Below are 20,459 nucleotides of genomic sequence, written 5' to 3' on the forward strand. Positions count from 1 at the left end.
TCGGAATATCGAATAGATGGTCCGACTTCGAGGAGCGTCGATGGAGTCTGAGCAAGCAGAGTGGGCTTGGCCACCTCACATGCCGGAGGTCCGCCAGTGGCGCCAGCGCGCCCGCGGCGGCACGGCGGCCGACCGCATGCTGACCGAGGTCACGATTATGCGTCCGCCGCTGATCGCGCGCCGTCAACCGCGGTTCGATGGGCAGTTGCTCGCCTCGATGGAGGCCTGTGTACTCGAGATCGCGGCGCTGGATCACTCGCACGGCGCAGAGCTCGCAGCTCTCGAAACGCTACTGCTGCGCACCGAGTCGGTCGCCTCTTCGAAGATCGAGCACATCGACGCCTCGGTGGACGACTATGCCCGGGCCTTGCACGGCGTCAAGTCGAATCCGTCGGCGACATCGATGGCGGCCTCGACCGCCGCGCTGGCTGCCCTCATCGGCTCGGTGGGCGCAGGGGCGGAGCTCGAGGTATCGATGATCCTGATGGCGCATCTGGCGCTGATGCTCGACGACCCGTCGGAGAGTGCGTACGCCGGCCGGTTCCGCGATTTGCAGAACTGGATCGGTGGCAGTGACTACTCGCCCCGGAACGCCGTCTACGTGCCGCCGGCGCCGGAGACGGTGGTGGAGTACATGGCAGATCTGGTGACGTTCGCGAACCGCACCGATCTGCCGGTGCTGACGCAGGCCGCGATCGTCCATGCCCAGTTCGAGTCGATCCATCCGTTCACCGATGGGAACGGGCGCATCGGGCGCGCCCTGATCAACACCGTTCTGCGACGCCGCGGGGCGACCCGGCGGGTCGTCGTTCCGCTGGCGTCGGCGTTGGTGGCACGCCGGGCCGAATACTTCGACGTACTCGGGGAGTACCGCGAGGGCCGGATCGAGCCGATCGTGCGGTCGTTCACCACGGCCTCTGTGATCGCGGCGCGCGAGGCGCAGGTGTCGGCGTCGCGGATCGCCGGAATGCAGCCCCGCTGGCGACGTGAGGTGGCGGCACGGCGGGGTAGCGCGGCGGATCGCCTGCTCGACCGGCTGATCGGGGCACCGATCTTCTCGGCGAGCGAGGCGGAGGACGCGATCGGTGGTGCGACGAGCAGTGTGTACGCCGGAATTGAGCGACTGCACGCGGCCGGGGTGATCCGGCCACTGACGGCGCGGACGAGGAATCAGGTGTGGGGTGCGGTGGAGCTTCTGGACGAGCTGGCGGATCTGGCGGTCAGGATCGAGGCCGCCGCGCACTGAAAAGTTGGCTCGATGTCGTGTATCTTGATGTCGAGAGAGTTTGTGGTGGGAGGTTAGGGGAACCTGACCTCGGCCCCGCTCAACTCGCTGGGCAGGATGGCGGTAGCGGACCCGCAGCGAATACGGACTGGACAGAGGAGCAGGTTGATGGCGAGCGTCGACAGCTTCGGTGCCAAGGGGGCACTCGAGGTCAACGGGCAGTCGTACGAGATCTTCAGGTTGGCGGGCATCGAGGGTGCGGACACACTGCCGTACTCGCTGAAGATCCTGCTGGAGAACCTGCTGCGCACCGAGGACGGCGCGAACATCACCGCCGAGCACATCGGCAAGCTCGGCAACTGGGACCAGAACGCGGCCCCGGACACCGAGATCCAGTTCACCCCGGCGCGGGTGATCATGCAGGACTTCACCGGTGTGCCGTGCGTGGTCGACCTGGCCACGATGCGCGAGGCGGTCGGTGAGCTGGGCGGGGACCCGACCCGGATCAACCCGCTGGCGCCGGCCGAGCTGGTCATCGACCACTCGGTGATCATCGACGTGTTCGGTACGCCGGACGCGTTCGAGCGCAACGTCGAGTTCGAGTACGGGCGGAACCGCGAGCGCTACCAGTTCCTGCGCTGGGGGCAGACCGCGTTCGACGAGTTCAAGGTCGTCCCGCCGGGCACCGGCATCGTGCACCAGGTGAACATCGAGCACCTGGCCCGTACGGTGATGGTCCGCAACGGCCAGGCGTACCCGGACACCTGCGTCGGCACCGACAGCCACACCACGATGGTGAACGGCCTCGGCGTGCTCGGCTGGGGCGTCGGCGGTATCGAGGCCGAGGCCGCGATGCTCGGCCAGCCGGTCAGCATGCTGATCCCGAAGGTGGTCGGCTTCAGGCTGACCGGGTCCGTCCCGGCCGGCGCGACCGCGACCGACGTGGTGCTGACGATCACCCAGATGCTGCGCAAGCACGGCGTGGTCGGCAAGTTCGTCGAGTTCTACGGCGACGGCGTCGCGGCGGTCCCGCTGGCGAACCGCGCCACGATCGGCAACATGAGCCCGGAGTTCGGCTCGACCTGCGCGATCTTCCCGATCGACGACGTGACGCTGGAGTACCTGCGGCTGACCGGTCGCGGCGACGACGAGGTCGCGCTCGTCGAGGCGTACGCCAAGGAGCAGGGCCTGTGGCACAACCCTGACATCGAGCCGCGCTTCTCGGAGTACCTCGAGCTCGACCTGTCGACGGTGGTCCCGTCGATCGCCGGCCCGAAGCGTCCGCAGGACCGGATCGAGCTGAGCAGGGCCAAGGAGTCGTTCCGCGGCGTGCTGCCGGACTACGCGGCCGAGGAGAAGGACGTCGACCCGTCGGAGACCGGGAGCTTCCCGGCCAGCGACGCGCCGAACGGCCACGGTCACCCGGACGACAACCCGCATCAGGTCGTGGCCGCGAGCGACCGCCCGTCGAAGAAGACCAAGGTCACGCTGGAGGGCCAGGAGATCGAGCTGGACCACGGCCACGTCGTGATCGCCAGCATCACCTCCTGCACCAACACCTCGAACCCGTCGGTGATGATGGCCGCCGCGCTGCTCGCGAAGAACGCGGTCGGCAAGGGCCTGGCGTCCAAGCCGTGGGTCAAGACCTCGCTCGCGCCGGGTTCGAAGGTCGTCACCGACTACTACGAGAAGGCCGGCGTCACGCCGTACCTGGAGAAGCTCGGCTTCCACCTCGTCGGCTACGGCTGTACGACGTGCATCGGCAACTCCGGCCCGCTGCCCGAGGCGATCTCGGCCGGTGTCCAGGAAGCCGACCTCGCCGTCGTGAGTGTGCTGTCCGGCAACCGGAACTTCGAGGGCCGGATCAACCCGGACGTGAAGATGAACTACCTCGCCTCGCCGCCGCTGGTGATCGCGTACGCGCTGGCCGGCACCATGGACTTCGACTTCGAGAACGATGCCCTGGGCAAGGACACCGACGGCAACGAGGTGTTCCTGAAGGACATCTGGCCGAGCGCGGACGAGGTCGAGGCGACCATCGCGACCTCGATCAACAAGGAGATGTTCGCCAAGGACTACGCCGACGTGTTCGCCGGTGACGAGCGCTGGCAGTCGCTGCCGACGCCGGAGGGCAAGACCTTCGCGTGGGACAGCGAGTCGACGTACGTCCGGAAGCCTCCGTACTTCGACGGGATGGCGAAGGACCCGTCGCCGGTCACCGACATCGCCGGGGCCCGCGTGCTGGCGAAGCTCGGCGACTCGGTCACCACCGACCACATCTCGCCGGCCGGTTCGATCAAGGCCGACAGCCCGGCCGGCACGTACCTGGCCGAGCACGGGGTGGACCGGAAGGACTTCAACTCGTACGGTTCCCGCCGCGGCAACCACGAGGTGATGATCCGCGGTACGTTCGCGAACATCCGGCTCCGGAACCAGATCGCGCCGGGCACCGAGGGCGGCTTCACCCGCGACTTCACGCAGTCCGACGCGCCGGTGACGAGCATCTACGAGGCCGCCCAGGCGTACGCCGCGCAGAACACCCCGCTGGTGATCCTGGCCGGCAAGGAGTACGGCTCGGGTTCGTCGCGGGACTGGGCCGCCAAGGGGACGGCGCTGCTCGGCGCGAAGGCCGTCATCACCGAGTCCTTCGAGCGCATCCACCGGTCGAACCTGATCGGCATGGGCGTGCTGCCGCTGCAGTACCCGGAGGGGGAGAACGCGGAGTCCCTCGGCCTGACCGGCGAGGAGACGTTCGACATCACCGGTGTGACCGCGCTGAACGACGGCGACATCCCGCGCACTGTGCATGTCAAGGCGACCTCGCCCGACGGCGCGGTGCAGGAGTTCGACGCGGTCGTCCGGATCGACACCCCCGGCGAGGCCGACTACTACCGCAACGGCGGCATCCTGCAGTACGTACTGCGCTCGCTGATCGCGAGCTGAGCATGACGCGTCGTACCGGAACCGACGACGGCGTCGTGCGGTTCTGGCACGACGACCAGGGCTGGGGCGTCGTGGACTGCCCCAGCACTCCCGGCGGCTGCTGGACCCACTTCTCGGTGATCGAGGCCGAGGGGTTCCGCTCGCTGCCGCCGGGCGGCTCGGTGCGCGTCCGGTGGGAGGCGGCCGACCAGGACGGCTACGCCTACCGCGCCGAGTGGGCCAAGGCTCTCTAGAACTGTCGGAGCCTCACGGTTTACTGAGGCCATGAGGGACACGCCCCGCGATGTGGTCCGCGCTGCCTGCGCCGAGTTCGGCGAGGACGTCGTGATCGACTGGTGTGTCGCGTTCCTGACGGGGGAGATCTCCGGCAAGGAGGCGTACGGCGCTGCGCTGCCGAAGCTGGTAGCGATCACGGGCTCGGACAATCCGGGTGGGTGGAAGACGCCGGTGGATCCGGTGAACTACTACTGGATCCGGGTGTGGGCCGCGCGGGTGTTCCTGTACGTGTGGCGGGACGACGTGGTCGAAGCGTTGCAGGTCGCGGCGCGGGATCCGGCGTGGCGGGTCCGGGAGCACGTCGCGCGCATCGCCGCCCAGCGCGAGCTCGGGCAGCTCGTGGACGCTCTGCTGCCGGACCTCGAGCATGAGCTACCCCGGGTCCGCGAGGCGGCCGTGCGCGCGGTCGGGGCGGCGGGCGAGTACGAACATGCCGACGCGATCCGCCCGCTGGCCAACGACCCCGACCATACCGTCCGCGCTGCCGTCGAACGCGCCCTCACAAAACTGGAGGACCGACTTGACCGACCCGTCCACTAACCGCCCCAACCCCACCACCACCTCCGGTCCAGCCGCTGCCGGTGACCGGGAGGGCGTTGCCGGTCCGACCGCCACGTCCGGTCCAGCGGCCGCCGGTGGCCCGGTCGGCGTTCCCGGTCCCGCCACCACCTCCGGTCCAGCGACCGCCGGTGGGCCGGCCGGCGTTCCCGGTCCGACCGCCGCGTCCGGTCCTGTTGCGGGCGGCGGGACGGGTGGGGTGATCTCGGCGCGGCCGGCTATGTCCGATGATGGTGCGGTCGTGGGGGAGATTCATGCGGCGTCGTGGGGTGCGGCGTATGCGCCTCTCTTTTCCGAGGAGGTTGCGCGGGAGGGGATCGAGAGTCGGCTGGGCAGATGGCATGAACGGCTTGCGGCGGGTGACGGGCTGGTGATGCTCGGCTTTGTCGGTGAGCGCGCGCTTGCGATGTCGTGGACCTTGCCGTCGGAGACTCGGCCCGGGTACGCGGAGATCTACAGCTTCTACACGCACCCCGACGGCTGGGGAAGTGGTGTGTCGGCCGCCCTGATGGACGCCACGCTCCGGCAGTTGGACGCCGAACGCGTCCACCTCTGGACGCTGCGTGACACCCCGCAGTCCCGCCGCTTCTACACGAAGCGCGGCTTCACCGAAACCGGCGCCACCCAGACGAGAGACTTCGGCGACGGAAACCCGCTCCCGCAGGTCGAGTACGAACGAGCCACCGTCTGACCGCTCCCCGCGGCGAGCGAGCAGAAGCTGGTGCCTTGCACAGGAACTGGTGTGTTCGCACAGGCTATTTCGTGTGCAGCGCCCCCAGTAGGTGTTCAAGCCCCCGGTTCACGGCGCGGGCGGCTTGCACGCCAGTCAGCCGCGAGTCGGCTGGCCGGTCAGTCACCAAGCGCAGCGCGTAGCTTCCCGGCGTACTCCTCGGCCTCGGCCGTGTCGGCGTACTTCGTCCGCGGCCAGAAGAAGCCACGCAACCCGTCGCCCTTGGTGCGCGGTACGACGTGCACGTGCAGATGCGGCACCGACTGCGACACAACGTTGTTCACGGCAACGAACGACCCCTGCGCGTCGAACGCGGTCCGGACCGCGGCGGCCACCGAGCGAGCAGCCCCGAACAGCGGCACCATCACCTCGTCGGACATCTCGACCATCGTCGGCACATGAGCGCGCGGCACGATCAGGGTGTGGCCCTTGAACACCGGCCGGATGTCCAGGAACCCGACGACGTCCGCCGTGTCCAGGACGAGCTGCGCCGGCGTCGTACCGGCGATGATGGAACAGAAGAGACAGTCGGCCATGCCGTCAACCTAGCTTCTCGTCCACGAAGCACCAGCGCCAGGTTTCGCCCGGTTCGAAGCTGCGCATCACCGGGTGCGTGGTCGAGTCGTGGTGCTTGCTGGCGTGCTTCATCACCGACGAGTCGCAGCACCCGACGTGCCCGCAGCCGAGACACAGCCGCAGGTGTACCCACGAACCGCCGGTCGCCAGGCACTCCTCGCAACCGTCCGGCGTGTTCGGCGTGACCACCAGCGGCGCCTCCTCGAGGTGCGAACACGCCCCGCCCGGCGGCACCTTCGGCCGCAGGTCCTCGGAGCGCCCGCCGACGTCGTCGTCCTCGTCGCGGTCCAGGATCGACTCCTCGATGTCCAGCGCGCTCTGCGCCCGCTGCAGCACCTCGTCCGCGACCAGCCCGGCGTCACGGACCTTGAGGATGTGCGAACGTTCGGCCCCGAGCATCGCGATCCGCAGCCGCCGGTACGCCTCGCTCGGCGTCTCGTACTCACTCTCCGGCCGCCCGAGCCGCTCCCAGGCCGCCTGCGCCCGGGCCTCACCACGCTGGCGCAGTACGTCGAGAACGGCCGGCGGATCGGACGGCTGCGTGAGTTCGTCGAGCTTGGCGATCGCGGCGCGGTGAGCTCCCTGCAGTACGGCGGCCTCCTGCAGCGCGTCCTCCGCCGGGTCCGGGCCGGGCAGCCGCAACCGGCGTACCAGCCAGGGGAGGGTCGAGCCCTGGACGAGCAGCGTGCCCGCGGTGACGGCGAGCGCGATGAACACGAGCACCTCGCGGTGCGGCGTCGAAGGCGGCAGCGTGAAGACGGCCGCCAGCGTGACCACGCCGCGCATCCCGGCCCAGGACACCACGATCAGCGCGCGCCGGGACACCGGCCCGGGACGCGACGGCCCGAGGTACCGGCGGGACAGTAGCGTCGTCGGGATCACCCAGATCGGCCGCAGCAGCACGACCGCAAGGAACACCGCGACGGTCGTGGTCGCGATCAGCCAGGTCGGCAACGGGCTCGCCGTCAGGTCGTCGAGGATCCACCGGGTCTGCAGACCGATCAGCAGGAAGACCGTGTTCTCCAGCAGGAACTGGAACGTGCGCCAGTTGGTCCGCTCCGACATCCGCGACTTGGCCGACTGGATGATCGGCGCCTTGTGACCGAGCAGCAGCCCGGTGACGACGACGGCCAGTACGCCGGACGCGTGCACGTAGTGGTTCTCGGCGGCGATGTAGGCGACGAACGGCGCGGTCAGACTGAGCGTGGTGTCCAGCACCGGATCGGCGAACCGGCGGCGGATCTTCGCCAGTACGAACGTGACGACGATGCCGACGAGTACGCCGCCACCGGCCGCGCGCAGGAAGTCCAGCCCGACGTGCAGCACGGTCGGGGCGACCACGGCGGCCGTGATCGCCGTCCGCAGGCAGACCAGCGCGGTCGCGTCGTTCAGCAGGCTCTCGCCCTCGAGGATCGTGACGATCCGGCGCGGCAGGCCGACGCGTTTGGCGATCGCGGTGGCGGCGACCGCGTCCGGCGGCGCGACCACCGCGCCGATCGCGAACGCGGCCCAGAACGGCAGCGGCTGCTGACCGATCGAGGCCGCGACCCGGCCGAGCAGCCACCAGGTGACGACGCCGACGCCGAGCGCGGTGAACGCGACCAGGCCGACCGACAGCAGCCCGATCGACCGCCGGTGCTTGGAGAAGTCGACCAGGCTGGTCTTGATCGCCGCGGAGTACAGCAGCGGCGGCAGGAAGCCGACCAGGACGACCTCGGGCTGGAGCTCGACGCGCGGGATGAACGGAAGGTACGACGCCGCGATCCCGACGACCACCAGCAGCAGGGGAGCCGAGATGCCGATCCGTCGCGCCAGCGCGGCGCCGGCCGCGACGACGGCGACGAGGGCCACGACCTCGATCGCGATATGCACGGGCACAGTGTCGCAGCGGGGGCGCGGTTTCCGGCTATCGGTTCGCCGAAGGCTGAGTGCGGGATCTGGTCATCGTGCGGCAGGTCCTCTAGCGTGTGCGAAGCGGGATCCGTTGATCACTGGGAGTGACTGATGATGCGTCGTCGCGTGCTTGCCCTGGTCGGTGTGGTCGCTCTGTTGCTGTCGCCGGTGGTCCCGGCCCGGGCAGCTGACCCAGCCGTGACCAACGGATGCGTCGAGTCGGTGCCGGAGCCCGGGACGACGACGCCCGTGAAGATCTGTTACACGCTCTTCAAGCCGGCCACAGCGACGACGCAGCACACCGTGCCGCTGATCTTCCACAGCCACGGCTGGGGCGGCAGCCGTACGACGGACCCGGCCGCGTTCAAGGCGTGGCTGGACGCCGGGTTCGGCGTACTGAGCTTCGACCAGCGGAGCTTCGGGCAGAGCACCGGCGTCGCGCACGTGATGAACCCGGACTACGAAGGCCGCGACGTGGTCAAGCTCGTCGACCTGGTCGCGGGCCTGGACTGGGTGACGAAGCAACGGCCCGGCGATCCACTGATCGGCGCGATCGGCGGCTCGTACGGCGGCGGGTACCAGTTCGCCGGGGCCTTCACCGAGCTGCGGGACCGCGGCGCGACCCGGTTCGACGCGCTGGCGCCGGAGATCACCTGGTGGGACCTCAAGCAGAGCCTGGCGCCGCAGGAGGCGGCCCGGACGATGTGGCTGTCGATCCTGTTCGCGGGCGGCGGGACCCACCTGCCGCCGGCCGTGTCGAAGGCGTTCGTCGCGCTGATCGCGACCGGAGGGTGGCCGAGCGGGCAGGCGGGGCGGGACCTCACAGCGTTCTTCGCGCACAACGGTCCGGCGTGGCACGTGTCGCAGGGGCGCAAGCTCGACATCCCGGTGCTGTTCGGCCAGGGGATCTCCGACAACCTGTTCAACCTCAACCAGGGCCTGACGAACTTCGACCACGCGCTGACGGCGCGGGCCCGGGCGCGGTCGATCTTCGTCGGGTACAACGGCGGTCACACGCTGCCGGCCGTCGTACCGCCGGGGTACGCGACGCCCGGTGACCCGTGCTCGATCGCGCTCGGCTCGCCGAACTTCTCCAGCCTCTCGATCCGCTTCATGGAGGAGAAGCTGCTGCACAAGTCGGAAGGCCTGAGCGGGTTCGGTACGTACCACCTGTCCACCGCCGTCGGTCGTTGCCTCACGCAACGGAGCCTGACGCCGAACAAGCGCTACCCGCTCGGCAAGATCGTCGTACCGACCGGCGCCGGGCTACCGGTCAACCTGCCGATCGCGAAGGGCCCGATCACGATCGCCGGTACGCCGACCGTGACCGCGAACGTCTACACGATCATCCCGCAGTCGGCGGCGTACTTCGCGCTGAGCGTCGGCACGAACCCGCTCACCGCGAGGGTCGTCCAGAACAACACGATGCCCCTGCGGGAACAACGCGCGGCGCACGGCGTCCGGCGTACGTTCGAGCTCCCCGCGATCGCCGTCGACGTCCCCAAGGGCCAGAACCTCTACCTGACCGTGGCGCCGGTCGCCGACATGTACGCCGGCCAGCGCGGCCCGCTCCCGGGCCTGATGCTGCTCAAGAACGGCACACTGAGCGTGCACCAGGTGCGCTAGCGGATCTTGTCGAGGTGCGTCTTGTAGACGGTCAGGAACGGCTCCTCGGTGGCGACGGCCTGGACGAGCCAGTCGCAGGTCTGCTGCGCGGTGGCGATCACGTCCGGCGGGTACGAGTACTGCACCTGGTGCTCGGCGAACTCGTCCTCGTCGTCGACGAAGACGGTGCCGTCGCGGCGCTTGATCACGTCCAGGTCGAGGTCGATCATCGTCACCACGTCGTCCGAGAACTCGACCGGTGTCGTGATGTCGGCGTAGATCTCGGTGTGCCGCGGCGCGTCGTTGAAGATCGCGGTGAACCACTTGTCCCGCGGGAACAGCTGCACATGCGCCTGCTCCTGCGTCACCTCGGGCTCGGACCCGCGCTGCGACACCGACCCGGCCGGCGCCCCCAGCCACACCCCGTACTCGTCCTCACCGAGAAACCGCATCCACTGATGCCAATGCAGCTTCTCGTCGTACTTGCGGTACACCACCCGGACATCACGCATGAGCGTCAACCTACCGGCTCAGGGCGTCAGCGAGCGGATCTGCTCCAGGTACGGCTTGTAGGCGGTCGTGAAGGGCTCGGCGGTGGTGATGGTGGCGGCCAGGTGGTCGCAGACGGCGCGGGCGGTGGCGATCACCTGGGGCGGGTAGTTGTAGCGGATCTGGTGTTCGTGGAACTCGTCCTCGTCCATGACGTGCACGGTGCCGTCGCGGAGCAGGCGGATGTCGAGGTCGAGGTCGACCGCGGTGACCGAGTCGACGCCGAACTCCGGCGGCATCGTGATGTCGCAGTAGATCGCCGTCTGGTGCGGTACGTCGTTGAACAGCGCGCTCCACCACTGCCCGCGCGGGAACAGCCGGACGCGGTGGTGGTCGATGGACTTCCAGCTGCCGTCGGCGCGCTGGCCCTGGCTGCCCGGGAGCGAGCCGACCCACAGCCCGTGCTCGTCCTCGCCGAGCCGGATCGCCTCGACCAGGCGGTGCGGCTGCCCGTCGTACTTCCGGAACAACGTCCTCACCATCTCCACCTGATCACCCTAAGTGAGACGCAGCACACCTTCGAACCAGCCACACCTGGCCGGCGTCCTGGAATGTGAGAGCATTCGAGGACTACCTGCGGGAGGAGCTCGATGCGCGTGCTGGAGACGGTGGAGGGTCCGGAAGACCTCAAGAAGCTGACGGATCAGCAGCTGACCGATCTGGCGACCGAGATCCGCGACGTGCTGGTCGAGACCGTGACCCGCACCGGCGGCCACCTCGGCCCGAACCTCGGCATGGTCGAGATCACACTGGCCATGCACCGGGTCTTCGACTCCCCTCGGGACCGGCTGGTGTTCGACATCGGCCACCAGGCGTACGTGCACAAGCTGGTCACCGGCCGCGCGAAGGACTTCGGCACGCTCCGTCAGCAGGGCGGCCTGTCCGGGTACCCGAGCCAGGCAGAGTCCGAGCACGACATCGTCGAGAACTGCCACGCCTCGACCGCTCTGTCGTACGCCGACGGCCTCGCGAAGGCGTACCGGCTGCGCGGTGAGGACCGGCACGTCGTCGCGGTGATCGGCGACGGCGCGCTGACCGGCGGCATGGCCTGGGAGGCGCTGAACAACATCGCCGCCGCCAAGGACCTGAACCTGGTCATCATCGTGAACGACAACGGCCGCTCGTACAGCCCGACCGTCGGCGGCCTCGCGACCCACCTGACCAGCCTGCGCACCAACCCGCGGTACGAGAAGATCCTCGACCTGATCAAGAAGAACCTCGGCCGGACGCCGTACGTCGGCCCGCCGATGTACGAGGTGCTGCACGGCGTCAAGAAGGGCCTGAAGGACATGCTCGCCCCGCAGGGCATGTTCGAGGACCTCGGCCTGAAGTACGTCGGCCCGGTGGACGGCCACGACCGGCAGGCGCTCGAGGACGCGCTGCGGAACGCGAAGTCCTTCGGCGGCCCGGTGATCGTGCACGCGGTCACCAAGAAGGGCTTCGGCTACCCGCCCGCCGAGCAGGACGAGGAGGACAACCTGCACCAGGTCCGCCCGGCGAACAAGCCGCGCGGCTGGACCGACGTGTTCTCCGACGAGCTGGTGAAGATCGGCCACCGGCGCCCCGACGTGGTCGCGATCACCGCGGCGATGCTGCACCCGACGGGTCTCGCGCCGTTCGCCGACGAGTTCCCGGGCCGGACCTTCGACGTCGGTATCGCCGAGCAGCACGCGGTGACGAGCGCCGCCGGACTCGCCCTGGGTGGGCTGCATCCGGTCGTCGCGCTCTACTCGACGTTCGTGAACCGGGCCTTCGACCAGGTGATGATGGACGTCGCGCTGCACAAGTGCGGCGTCACGTTCGTCATCGACCGTGCGGGCGTCACCGGCGACGACGGCCCCACCCACAACGGCGTGTACGACATGTCGCTGCTGCAACTCGTCCCGGGCCTGCGGCTCGCGGCGCCGCGGGACGGCAAGCGCGTGCAGGAACTGCTGAACGAGGCGATCGACGTGGACGACGCCCCGACCGCGCTGCGGTTCGCGAAGGGCGAGGTGTTCGCGGACATCGAGCAGATCGACCGTGTCGGGTCCGTCGACGTACTGAGGCGTTCCGGCCGGGACGTCCTGCTGGTGGGGATCGGCGCGATGGCGGCGACCGCGATGGACGTCGCGCAGCGGCTCGAGGCGCACGGCTTCGGTGTCACCGTGGTCGACCCGCGCTGGGTGAAGCCGGTCGCCCCGGAGCTCGTCGAGCTGGCCGCGGACTTCAAGCTGGTGGTCACGATCGAGGACAACGGCCGGGCCGGCGGGTGCGGCGCGATGATCGCGCAGGCGCTGCGCGACGGCGGCGTCCGGACGCCGTTCCGCGACTTCGGCGTCCCGCAGGTGTTCCTCGAGCACGCCAAGCGCGCCGCCGTACTGCAGGAGATCGGCCTGACCGGGCAGGAGGTCGCTCGGGAGATCACCGAGCAGCTCACGCAGCACGTCGACGCCGCTCTCGGCGAGCCGGACCGGGCCGGCGGCCGGAAGGCTTAGCCAGGCGCCATGGCTGACGGGGGAGGGCGACACAGCAGGCACGCCGCCGTCCGCCGGCGATCACGCGTCTGGCCGATCCTGCTGTCGCTGGCCCTGGTCGCGGCCGCCGTCGGCGGCGGGTTGTACCTGCACCACTCGAGCCAGCACGCGGACGACGCGGTCGGCACCGGCCCGAGTACGCCGGCCGTCGACCTGGCGGCCCGGTCCGCGGCCGTCACCAAGGTGCTGCAGCGCCGTTCGCAGGCGGTGCTGACCGGGAACGAGCAGGAGTTCGTCGCGGACGTCGACCCCACGGACACCAAGCTCGTCGCCCGGCAGCGCACGCTGTTCGCGAACCTTCGCCAGTTCGGTTTCGCCAAGCTCGCCTACCAGCAGCTCGCCCAGCAGTACGACGACACGATCGCGCAGAAGTACGGTCCGTCGACGTACCTGGTCGCGGTCGCGATGGAGTACCAGCTCCGCGGCATCGACCTGGTGCCGGTGCGCGCGATGCTCGGGTACACGTTCAGCCGGCGGGCGAACGGGAGCTGGCTGCTGGTGTCCGACTCCGATCTCGACAAGCGCCTGCCGCGCGGCTCGCACGAGGAGGCCTGGGACTTCGGGCTGGTGCTGGTGAAGCGCGCGCCGCGGGTGCTCGTGGTCGTCGAGCAGGGCCAGGACGCGCTCGCGAACAGGTTCGTCACGATGTCGCAGAACGCGGTACAGGCGGTCTCGAAGAACTGGCCGGGCGGCTGGAACGGCTCGGGCGTCGTGGTCGCGCTCGACGACAAGGTGGTCCGCGGCGCCGACTACTCACAGCCGAAGAACGCCGAGGACGCCCTCGCGATGGCGACCTTCGTGTACCGCACGCTGCCCGGCGAGGTCACCGGCGAGGGGGAGCGGGCCGACTCGTACGTCGTGGTGAACCCGAACAACCGCGGCAAGGTCGACACCCGGATCCTCGCCCACGAGTTCACCCACGTCGCGACCGCGCCGTACGGGCCGTACGCGCCGCGCTGGCTGGTCGAGGGCGCCGCGACGTACATCGAGTTCCTGAACATGCCCGGGCAGAAGGACCTGGCGATCGGCCAGTACCGGCTGGACGTCCGGACGAAGTACCTCGCGAAGGCGACGGCGCTGCCCGCGGACGCGACGTTCTTCGACCAGGCGGTCAGCTCGTACCCGCTGTCCTGGCTGGCGCTCGACTACCTGTTCACGCGGTTCGGCGGGACCGAGGTGGGCACGCTGTACCGTGAGCTCGCCTCGCTCGGCGTCACGCAGAAGGACCGCGACCGGATCATGCTCGAACACCTCGGAATGACGGAGGCCGGACTCTTCCGTGCCCTGAAAGCAGCCGCAGCAGCATGAGGCGGTGGCCGGGTCTGCTGCTGGCGGTGCTCCTGGTCTCCGGCGGCGTCGTCTACACCGTTGAACAACGCGAGCAGGACCTCCGGGCGCGCGCGTCCGCGCCGACCCCGGCGCGGACGACGAAGCCGTCCCGGATCGCCGCTGCCGTCGCGGCTCGCCGGGTCGCGATCGACACCATCCTGGTACGCCGTGCCGGTGCCGTGCAGACCGGCGACGAGCAGCAGTTCCTGGCCGACGTCGATCCGCTGAACAAGAAGCTCGTCGCCGCGCAGAAGACCCTGTTCGCGAACCTGATGGAGATCGGCTTCACCGAGATCGGCTACAGCCAGGCCGAGGAACGCTTCAACCCGGCGCTGCTCAAGGCCCACGGGCGGACGACGTACCTGGTCCGGGTCCTGATGCGGTACCAGATCCCCAAGGTCGACTTCACGCCGGTGACGACCGAGCTCGGCTACACGTTCGTCGCTCGCGACGGCCATTGGCTGCTGACCGCGGACAACGAGCTCGACCCCGACCTCGGCCCGGGCGCGCACCGCGAGGCGTGGGACCTCGGCCGGATCGAGGTGCAGCGCGCGCCGCGGGTGATGGTGCTCGTCGAGAAGGGTGACACGGTGCGTGGCCGCGCGATCGTCCGGGCCGCGAACGAGGGCCTCGCCGAGGTGACGGCGTACTGGCCGCTGACCTGGAACGGGTCGGTGCTGGTGATCGCGCTCGACCAGACCGACGTCCGCGACGCCCGGTTCGCCGACGAGGACATCGAGTCCGCGGCCAGTACCGGGTCGACGTTCTCGTCGCTGCCCGGTCAGGACACCGCCGACGGTACGGTCGCCGGCGGCTACATCGTGATCAACCCGAACCAGCGCGACCACGTCGACGAGATCCTGCTGTCGCACGAGATCACCCACGTGGTGACCGCGGCGCTCGGCGGGTACGAGCCACTGTGGCTGGCCGAAGGCGCGGCGGAATACGTGTCCTGGCGGGGGATCGAGGCGATCAGCGGGCCGGCCGAGGTACTCAAGTGGGAGCAGGAGGTCGCAGACACCGCCGTACCGCAGCTGTCCTCGCTGCCCGGCGACAACGGCTTCTACCAGAACACCACGGACGTGTACGGCGTGAGCTGGCTGGCCGTCCGGTACCTCGTCCACCGGATCGGTCTCGGCAAGGTCGAAGAGCTGTACGAGGACATGGCCCGGAACGGAATCGACCAGGCGTCCCGCGACCGCATCCTGCTGGCCCGCACCGGACTGACCGAGGCGACGCTGTGGACCGCGCTGACAACATACCGGCCACAACGCTGAGTGGCGGTTTGACCTCGCGCTGTCAGACGAGGCAACCTCGTAGGGATCCGTCCCTGTCTTTGCGAAGACACAGTCGAGGAGGCGCAGATGAGTCTTGTGCGGAAGAAGACGATCGAGCAGTCGATCGCCGACACGGACGAGCCGGAGTACCAGCTCAAGAAACGCCTCACAGCGATCGACCTGACCGTCTTCGGCATCGGTGTCATCATCGGTGCCGGCATCTTCACCCTGACCGGCCGCGCGGCCAAGCTGTACGCCGGTCCGGGGATCGCACTGTCCTTCGTCCTGGCCGCGATCTGCTGTGGCCTGGCCGCGTTGTGCTACGCCGAGTTCTCGTCGACCGTGCCGGTGTCCGGTTCGGCGTACACGTTCTCGTACTTCTCGCTCGGCGAGATCTTCGCCTGGATCATCGGCTGGGACCTGCTGCTCGAGTTGATGCTCGGGGCAAGCGTCGTGGCGCAGGGCTGGTCGACGTACGCGGCCCTGTTCCTCGATCAGATCGGGTTGGGCTGGCCGTCGTCGATCGGGCCGAACAGTCATGTGAACGTGCTGGCGATGCTGCTGGTCCTGGTGCTGGCGACACTGGCGACGATCGGCATCAAGGAGTCGATGCGGGTCAACCTGGTCCTGGTCGCGATCAAGCTGTTCGTGGTGCTGTTCGTGATCATCGCCGGCCTGTTCTACATCAAGGGCTCGAACCTGACGCCGTTCGTCCCGCCGAGCGTTCCGGCCGCGAACGGTGACGTCACGATCACCACGCCGCTGTTCCAGGCACTGTTCGGCTTCACCCCGTCGACCTTCGGGATCATGGGCCTGGTGTCCGGCGCGTCGCTGGTGTTCTTCGCGTTCATCGGGTTCGACGTGGTCGCGACCACGGCCGAGGAGGCGAAGAACCCGCAGCGGGATCTGCCGCGCGGCATCATCGGCTCGCTGGCGATCTGCACGGTGCTGTACGTGCTGGTCTGCATCGTGATCACGGGCATGGTGAAGTACAGCGACATCAGTGGCGAGGCCGCGCTCGCGGAGGCGTTCAAGTCGGTCGGCCAGGGCGGCTTCGCGACGCTGATCTCGGCCGGTGCGGTCGCCGGTCTGACCACGGTCGTACTGACGCTGATGATCGGTGCGGCCCGCGTCGTGTTCGCGATGAGCCGGGACCACCTGATGCCGAAGCAGCTGGGCAAGACGCACCCGAAGTGGGGTACGCCGTACCGCCTGACGATCAGCATCGGTGTCGTGGTCGCGATCGTCGCCGGTGTCACGCCGATCGGGAAGCTCGAGGAGATGGTGAACATCGGCACGCTGGCCGCGTTCACGCTCGTGTCGATCGCCGTACCGTTGCTGCGCAGGAGCCGGCCGGACATCAAGCGGTCGTTCACGGTGCCGGGCAACCCGGTGATCCCGATCGTGGCGGCGGTGATCTGCGTCTACCTGATGCTGAACCTGTCGATCGAGACCTGGATCCGGTTCCTGGTCTGGATGGTGCTCGGGTTCGTCATCTACGCGCTCTACGGCTACCGCAAGAGCCGCGTCGGCCTGGAGCAGAAGACCGGCGAGGTACAGAAGGCCTGAGAGCTGCTGGGGGCCGGAGCGGGCTTCCGGCGCCGCACCGACCCCCAGCGGTACTAGGCGAGACTGGCGACGCCCTTGGGCAGGCTAGCCAGTCCCTCCGGGAGGAAGGGCGCGCCGTTGACCTTCTCCGAGATGCCGGTGCGGTCCAGGTACGGCGTGATGCCGCCCAGGTGGAACGGCCAGCCGGCGCCGAGCAGCAGGCACAGGTCGATGTCCTGCGCCTCCGCGACCACACCCTCGTCGAGCATGATCTTGATTTCCTCGGCGAGGGCGGTCAGCACGCGGGTGCGGAGCTCGTCGCCGGTCGACGGCTTGTCGCCGACCGTCACCAGGGCCTCGACCTCCGGGTCGACGACCGGCTTGCCCTCCGGCCAGACGTAGAACGAACTCTTGCCGGCGGCAACCACCTTCGCCAGGTTCCCGGACACGGCGTATCGCTCCGGGTAGGCCCGGTTCATCGTCTCCGCGACGTGCAGCGCGACCGGCAGGCCGACCAGCTGCAGCAGGACGAACGGCGGCATCGGGAGGCCGAGCGCCGATAGTGCCTTGTCGGCTTCGAGGATCGGCGTACCCTCGTCCACCGCGGCGCTGACCTCACCGAGGAAACGCGTCAGCAGCCGGTTCACCACGAACGCCGGAGCGTCCTTCACCAGCACGCACGACTTCTTCAGCAACTTGCCGACCGCGAACGCCGTCGCCAGCGACTCGTCGTCGGTCCGGTCCGCGCGGACGATCTCCAGCAGCGGGAGCACCGCGACCGGGTTGAAGAAGTGGAACCCGACGACCCGCTCCGGGTGCTCCAGGTCCGCGGCCATCTCGGTCACCGGCAACGACGACGTGTTGGTCGCCAGGATCGCGTCCGGCCGGACGATCTTCTCCAGGTCGGCGAAGATCGTCTTCTTCAGCTGCAGCTCCTCGAACACGGCCTCGATCACGAAGTCCGCGTCCGCGAACGCGCCCTTGTCGACCGACCCGGTGACGAGCGCCTTCAGCTGGTTCGCCTTGTCCGGGCGGACCCGGCCCTTCGCGAGCAGCTTGTCGATCTCACCGTGCACGTACCCGACGCCACGGTCGACGCGCTCCTGATCGAGGTCCGTCAATACGACGGGTACCTCGAGCCGGCGCGCGAACAGCAGCGCCAGCTGACCGGCCATCAGGCCCGCACCGACGACGCCGACCTTGTTGACCGGACGCGCCAGCGACTTGTCCGGCGCACCGGCCGGCCGCTTGGCCCGCTTGTTCACCAGGTCGAACGCGTACAGCCCGCTGCGCAGCTCCTCGCTCATGATGAGGTCCGCGAGCGCCTCGTCCTCGGCCGCGAACCCACGGTCGCGATCGTTGTCCTTGGCGGCCGCGATCAGCTCGAGAGCCCGGTACGGCGCGGGCGCCGCGCCGCTCACCTTGACGTCGGCAAATCCCTTGCCCCGGGCAACGGCAGCGTCCCACGCCTCGCCACGGTCGATCTCCGCCCGCTCGACCGTGATCTCCCCGGTCAGGACCTTCGACGCCCACAGCAGCGACTGCTCGAGGAAGTCCGCCGACTCCAGCAGTACGTCGCCGATGCCGAGCTTCACGGCCTCCGGCCCGCCGAGCATCTTGTTCTGGTTCAGGGCGTTCTCGACGACGACCTTGACCGCGTTGCCCGCGCCGATCAGGTTCGGCAGCAGGAAGTTGCCGCCCCAGCCGGGGAGCAGCCCGAGGAAGACCTCCGGCGTCGACAGCATCCCGGCCGCGACCGACACCGTCCGGTACGTCGCGTGCAGCGCGACCTCGAGCCCGCCGCCGAGCGCGACGCCGTTCACGAACGCGAACGACGGCTTGCCGCCGTCGACCAGCTTCCGCAGCACGCCGTGCCCGATCTTGCCGAGCGCCAGCGCCTGCTCCCGGTCGGTCAGCTTCGGTACGCCGGTCAGGTCCGCGCCCGCGGCCAGGATGAACGGCTTGCCGGTGACGCCGATCGCGACGACCTCGTCCCGCGCCAGCGCCGCGTCGATCGCGGCGTTCAGCGAGCCCAGGCCCTTCGGCCCGAAGGTGTTCGGCTTGGTGTGGTCGTGGCCGTTGTCGAGCGTGATGAGCGCCATCGTGCCGGCCTTGTTCGGCAGTACGACGTCCCGCGAGCGTGCAACGGTTACTACCTCGTCGGTCGAGAGAACAGAAGCGTTGTCGATCAGTTCCTGCAAGCTCATGCCGAAGCACCTTCCCAGTTCGGGTTCTCCCAGATGACGGTCCCGCCCATGCCGAGGCCGACGCACATCGTGGTGAGGCCGTAGCGGACCTCGGGGCGCTGCTCGAACTGCTTGGCCAGCTGGTTCATCAGCCGGACGCCGGACGACGCGAGCGGGTGCCCGAAGGCGATCGCGCCGCCGTACGGGTTGACTCGCGGGTCGTCGTCGGCGATGCCGTAGTGCTCCAGGAACGCCAGCACCTGCACGGCGAACGCCTCGTTCACCTCGAACGCCTGGATGTCGTCGATGCTCAGCCCGGCGAGCCGCAGCGCCTTCTCGGTGGCCGGGATCGGGCCCTCGCCCATCACCTCGGGCTCGACGCCGGCGAACGCGTACGAGACCAGCTTCATCTTCGGCGCCAGCCCGAGCTCCTCGGCCGCCTCGGCGGAAGCCAGCACGCAGGCGGTGGCGCCGTCGTTGATACCGGCGGAGTTGCCCGCGGTCACCCGTCCGTGCGGGCGGAACGGCGTCTTCAGCCCGGCCAGGTCCTCGGCCGTCGTCCCCGGCCGCATCGGCTCGTCGGTGGTCGCATAACCCCAGCCGTCGGCCGCGGAACGGGTCGCGATCGGGACCAGGTCCGGCTGGATCAGGTCGTTCGCGTAGGCCTTGGCCGCCTTCTCCTGGGAGGCCACGGCGTACGCGTCGGCGCGCTCCTTGGTGATGCCCGGGAACCGGTCGTGCAGGTTCTCGGCGGTGGAGCCCATCACCAGCGCGGAGGTGTCGACCAGCTTCTCGGCGATGATCCGCGGGTTCGGGTCCACGCCCTCGCCCATCGGGTGCCGGCCCATGTGCTCGACACCGCCGGCCACGACCACGTCGTACGCGCCGAACGCGATCCCGGCGGCGGTGGTGGTGACGGCGGTCATCGCGCCGGCGCACATCCGGTCGATCGCGTAGCCGGGCGTGGTGTTCGGCAGACCGGCCAGCAGCGCGGCGGTCCGGCCGATGGTCAGGCCCTGGTCGCCGATCTGGGTGGTGGCCGCGATCGCGACCTCGTCCACCCGCTCCGGGGGGAGCCCCGGGTTCCGCCGCAGCAGCTCCCGGATGCACTTGATCACCAGGTCGTCGGCGCGAGTCTCGGCGTACTGGCCCTTGGCCTTGCCGAACGGGGTGCGAACGCCGTCGACGTACACGACATCGCGGATCTCACGGGGCACGAGGGCCCTCCTTGGGGGGTCGGGAAAGCTA

At 69.2% G+C, this 20,459-nt stretch carries 16 protein-coding genes; 10 read left to right on the forward strand and 6 right to left on the reverse strand.

The window, feature by feature from the left end:
* Positions 1-40 precede the first annotated feature (40 nt).
* The 5 genes from JOF29_RS41560 (at position 41) to JOF29_RS41580 (ending at position 5,693) form a co-directional block, all read left to right on the forward strand.
* Positions 41-1,246, forward strand: coding sequence for a Fic family protein (locus tag JOF29_RS41560; protein WP_245359924.1), 1,206 nt, complete (start codon positions 41-43; stop codon positions 1,244-1,246).
* 147 nt (positions 1,247-1,393) lie between these two features.
* Positions 1,394-4,168 carry an aconitate hydratase AcnA gene (gene acnA / locus JOF29_RS41565; protein ID WP_209699774.1) on the forward strand — a complete coding sequence of 925 codons (2,775 nt, stop codon included), beginning with the start codon at positions 1,394-1,396 and terminating at the stop codon, positions 4,166-4,168.
* Between the two features lie 2 nt (positions 4,169-4,170).
* Positions 4,171-4,401, forward strand: coding sequence for a S1 domain-containing protein (locus JOF29_RS41570; RefSeq protein WP_209699775.1), 231 nt, complete (start codon positions 4,171-4,173; stop codon positions 4,399-4,401).
* Positions 4,402-4,432: 31 nt separating this feature from the next.
* Positions 4,433-4,984, forward strand: coding sequence for a HEAT repeat domain-containing protein (locus JOF29_RS41575; RefSeq protein ID WP_209699776.1), 552 nt, complete (start codon positions 4,433-4,435; stop codon positions 4,982-4,984).
* Between the two features lie 259 nt (positions 4,985-5,243).
* On the forward strand, positions 5,244-5,693 hold the full coding sequence (locus JOF29_RS41580) for a GNAT family N-acetyltransferase (protein ID WP_307863973.1): 450 nt from the start codon (positions 5,244-5,246) through the stop codon (positions 5,691-5,693).
* Between the two features lie 158 nt (positions 5,694-5,851).
* On the opposite strand, the gene JOF29_RS41585 is transcribed toward JOF29_RS41580, so the two are convergent.
* Both JOF29_RS41585 and JOF29_RS41590 read right to left on the reverse strand, forming a co-directional pair.
* Positions 5,852-6,268, reverse strand: coding sequence for an HIT family protein (locus JOF29_RS41585; RefSeq protein WP_209699777.1), 417 nt, complete (start codon positions 6,266-6,268; stop codon positions 5,852-5,854).
* Positions 6,269-6,272: 4 nt separating this feature from the next.
* Positions 6,273-8,180, reverse strand: a complete 1,908-nt coding sequence (locus tag JOF29_RS41590; RefSeq protein WP_209699778.1) for a Na+/H+ antiporter — start codon at positions 8,178-8,180, stop codon at positions 6,273-6,275.
* A gap of 132 nt (positions 8,181-8,312) precedes the next feature.
* Between JOF29_RS41590 and JOF29_RS41595 the strand changes: the two genes are divergently transcribed.
* Positions 8,313-9,827: a CocE/NonD family hydrolase gene (locus JOF29_RS41595; RefSeq protein WP_245359926.1), complete on the forward strand. Its 1,515-nt coding sequence runs from the start codon at positions 8,313-8,315 to the stop codon at positions 9,825-9,827.
* Here the strand turns inward: JOF29_RS41595 and JOF29_RS41600 are convergent.
* Entirely contained in the window at positions 9,824-10,318 is a 495-nt protein-coding gene (locus JOF29_RS41600) for a DUF402 domain-containing protein (protein ID WP_209699779.1), read from the reverse strand. The genes JOF29_RS41595 and JOF29_RS41600 overlap by 4 nt on opposite strands.
* Positions 10,319-10,336: 18 nt before the next feature.
* Complete coding sequence (locus tag JOF29_RS41605) at positions 10,337-10,837, reverse strand: ribonuclease FAU-1 family protein (protein ID WP_209700281.1); 501 nt, start codon at positions 10,835-10,837, stop codon at positions 10,337-10,339.
* Between the two features lie 108 nt (positions 10,838-10,945).
* Here JOF29_RS41605 and dxs point away from each other — a divergent pair, with 108 nt between their 5' ends.
* The 4 genes from dxs to JOF29_RS41625 all read left to right on the forward strand — a co-directional run bounded on the left by dxs (position 10,946) and on the right by JOF29_RS41625 (position 17,046).
* On the forward strand, positions 10,946-12,832 hold the full coding sequence (dxs, locus tag JOF29_RS41610) for a 1-deoxy-D-xylulose-5-phosphate synthase (RefSeq protein WP_209699780.1): 1,887 nt from the start codon (positions 10,946-10,948) through the stop codon (positions 12,830-12,832).
* A gap of 9 nt (positions 12,833-12,841) precedes the next feature.
* Positions 12,842-14,179, forward strand: coding sequence for a hypothetical protein (locus JOF29_RS41615; RefSeq protein WP_245359928.1), 1,338 nt, complete (start codon positions 12,842-12,844; stop codon positions 14,177-14,179).
* Entirely contained in the window at positions 14,176-15,477 is a 1,302-nt protein-coding gene (locus JOF29_RS41620; protein ID WP_245359930.1) for a hypothetical protein, read from the forward strand. The genes JOF29_RS41615 and JOF29_RS41620 overlap by 4 nt, the downstream gene beginning before the upstream one ends.
* An 87-nt stretch (positions 15,478-15,564) precedes the next feature.
* Positions 15,565-17,046: an amino acid permease gene (locus JOF29_RS41625; protein ID WP_209699781.1), complete on the forward strand. Its 1,482-nt coding sequence runs from the start codon at positions 15,565-15,567 to the stop codon at positions 17,044-17,046.
* Positions 17,047-17,099: 53 nt separating this feature from the next.
* On the opposite strand, the gene JOF29_RS41630 is transcribed toward JOF29_RS41625, so the two are convergent.
* Positions 17,100-19,232, reverse strand: coding sequence for a 3-hydroxyacyl-CoA dehydrogenase NAD-binding domain-containing protein (locus JOF29_RS41630; protein WP_209699782.1), 2,133 nt, complete (start codon positions 19,230-19,232; stop codon positions 17,100-17,102).
* Entirely contained in the window at positions 19,229-20,428 is a 1,200-nt protein-coding gene (locus JOF29_RS41635; RefSeq protein ID WP_209699783.1) for a thiolase family protein, read from the reverse strand. The genes JOF29_RS41630 and JOF29_RS41635 overlap by 4 nt, the downstream gene beginning before the upstream one ends.
* Positions 20,429-20,459: the final 31 nt, after the last annotated feature.

It is taken from the genome of Kribbella aluminosa, assembly GCF_017876295.1.
Classification (GTDB): domain Bacteria; phylum Actinomycetota; class Actinomycetes; order Propionibacteriales; family Kribbellaceae; genus Kribbella; species Kribbella aluminosa.

Coding starts and splice junctions, on each gene's coding strand:
- JOF29_RS41630 (WP_209699782.1), bottom strand. CDS start 19,232: ATGAGCTTGCAGGAACTGATCGACAACGCTTCTGTTCTCTCGACCGAC.
- dxs (WP_209699780.1), top strand. CDS start 10,946: ATGCGCGTGCTGGAGACGGTGGAGGGTCCGGAAGACCTCAAGAAGCTG.
- JOF29_RS41615 (WP_245359928.1), top strand. CDS start 12,842: ATGGCTGACGGGGGAGGGCGACACAGCAGGCACGCCGCCGTCCGCCGG.
- JOF29_RS41575 (WP_209699776.1), top strand. CDS start 4,433: ATGAGGGACACGCCCCGCGATGTGGTCCGCGCTGCCTGCGCCGAGTTC.
- JOF29_RS41595 (WP_245359926.1), top strand. CDS start 8,313: ATGATGCGTCGTCGCGTGCTTGCCCTGGTCGGTGTGGTCGCTCTGTTG.
- JOF29_RS41625 (WP_209699781.1), top strand. CDS start 15,565: ATGAGTCTTGTGCGGAAGAAGACGATCGAGCAGTCGATCGCCGACACG.
- JOF29_RS41605 (WP_209700281.1), bottom strand. CDS start 10,837: ATGGTGAGGACGTTGTTCCGGAAGTACGACGGGCAGCCGCACCGCCTG.
- JOF29_RS41570 (WP_209699775.1), top strand. CDS start 4,171: ATGACGCGTCGTACCGGAACCGACGACGGCGTCGTGCGGTTCTGGCAC.
- JOF29_RS41600 (WP_209699779.1), bottom strand. CDS start 10,318: ATGCGTGATGTCCGGGTGGTGTACCGCAAGTACGACGAGAAGCTGCAT.
- JOF29_RS41585 (WP_209699777.1), bottom strand. CDS start 6,268: ATGGCCGACTGTCTCTTCTGTTCCATCATCGCCGGTACGACGCCGGCG.
- acnA (WP_209699774.1), top strand. CDS start 1,394: ATGGCGAGCGTCGACAGCTTCGGTGCCAAGGGGGCACTCGAGGTCAAC.
- JOF29_RS41560 (WP_245359924.1), top strand. CDS start 41: ATGGAGTCTGAGCAAGCAGAGTGGGCTTGGCCACCTCACATGCCGGAG.
- JOF29_RS41620 (WP_245359930.1), top strand. CDS start 14,176: ATGAGGCGGTGGCCGGGTCTGCTGCTGGCGGTGCTCCTGGTCTCCGGC.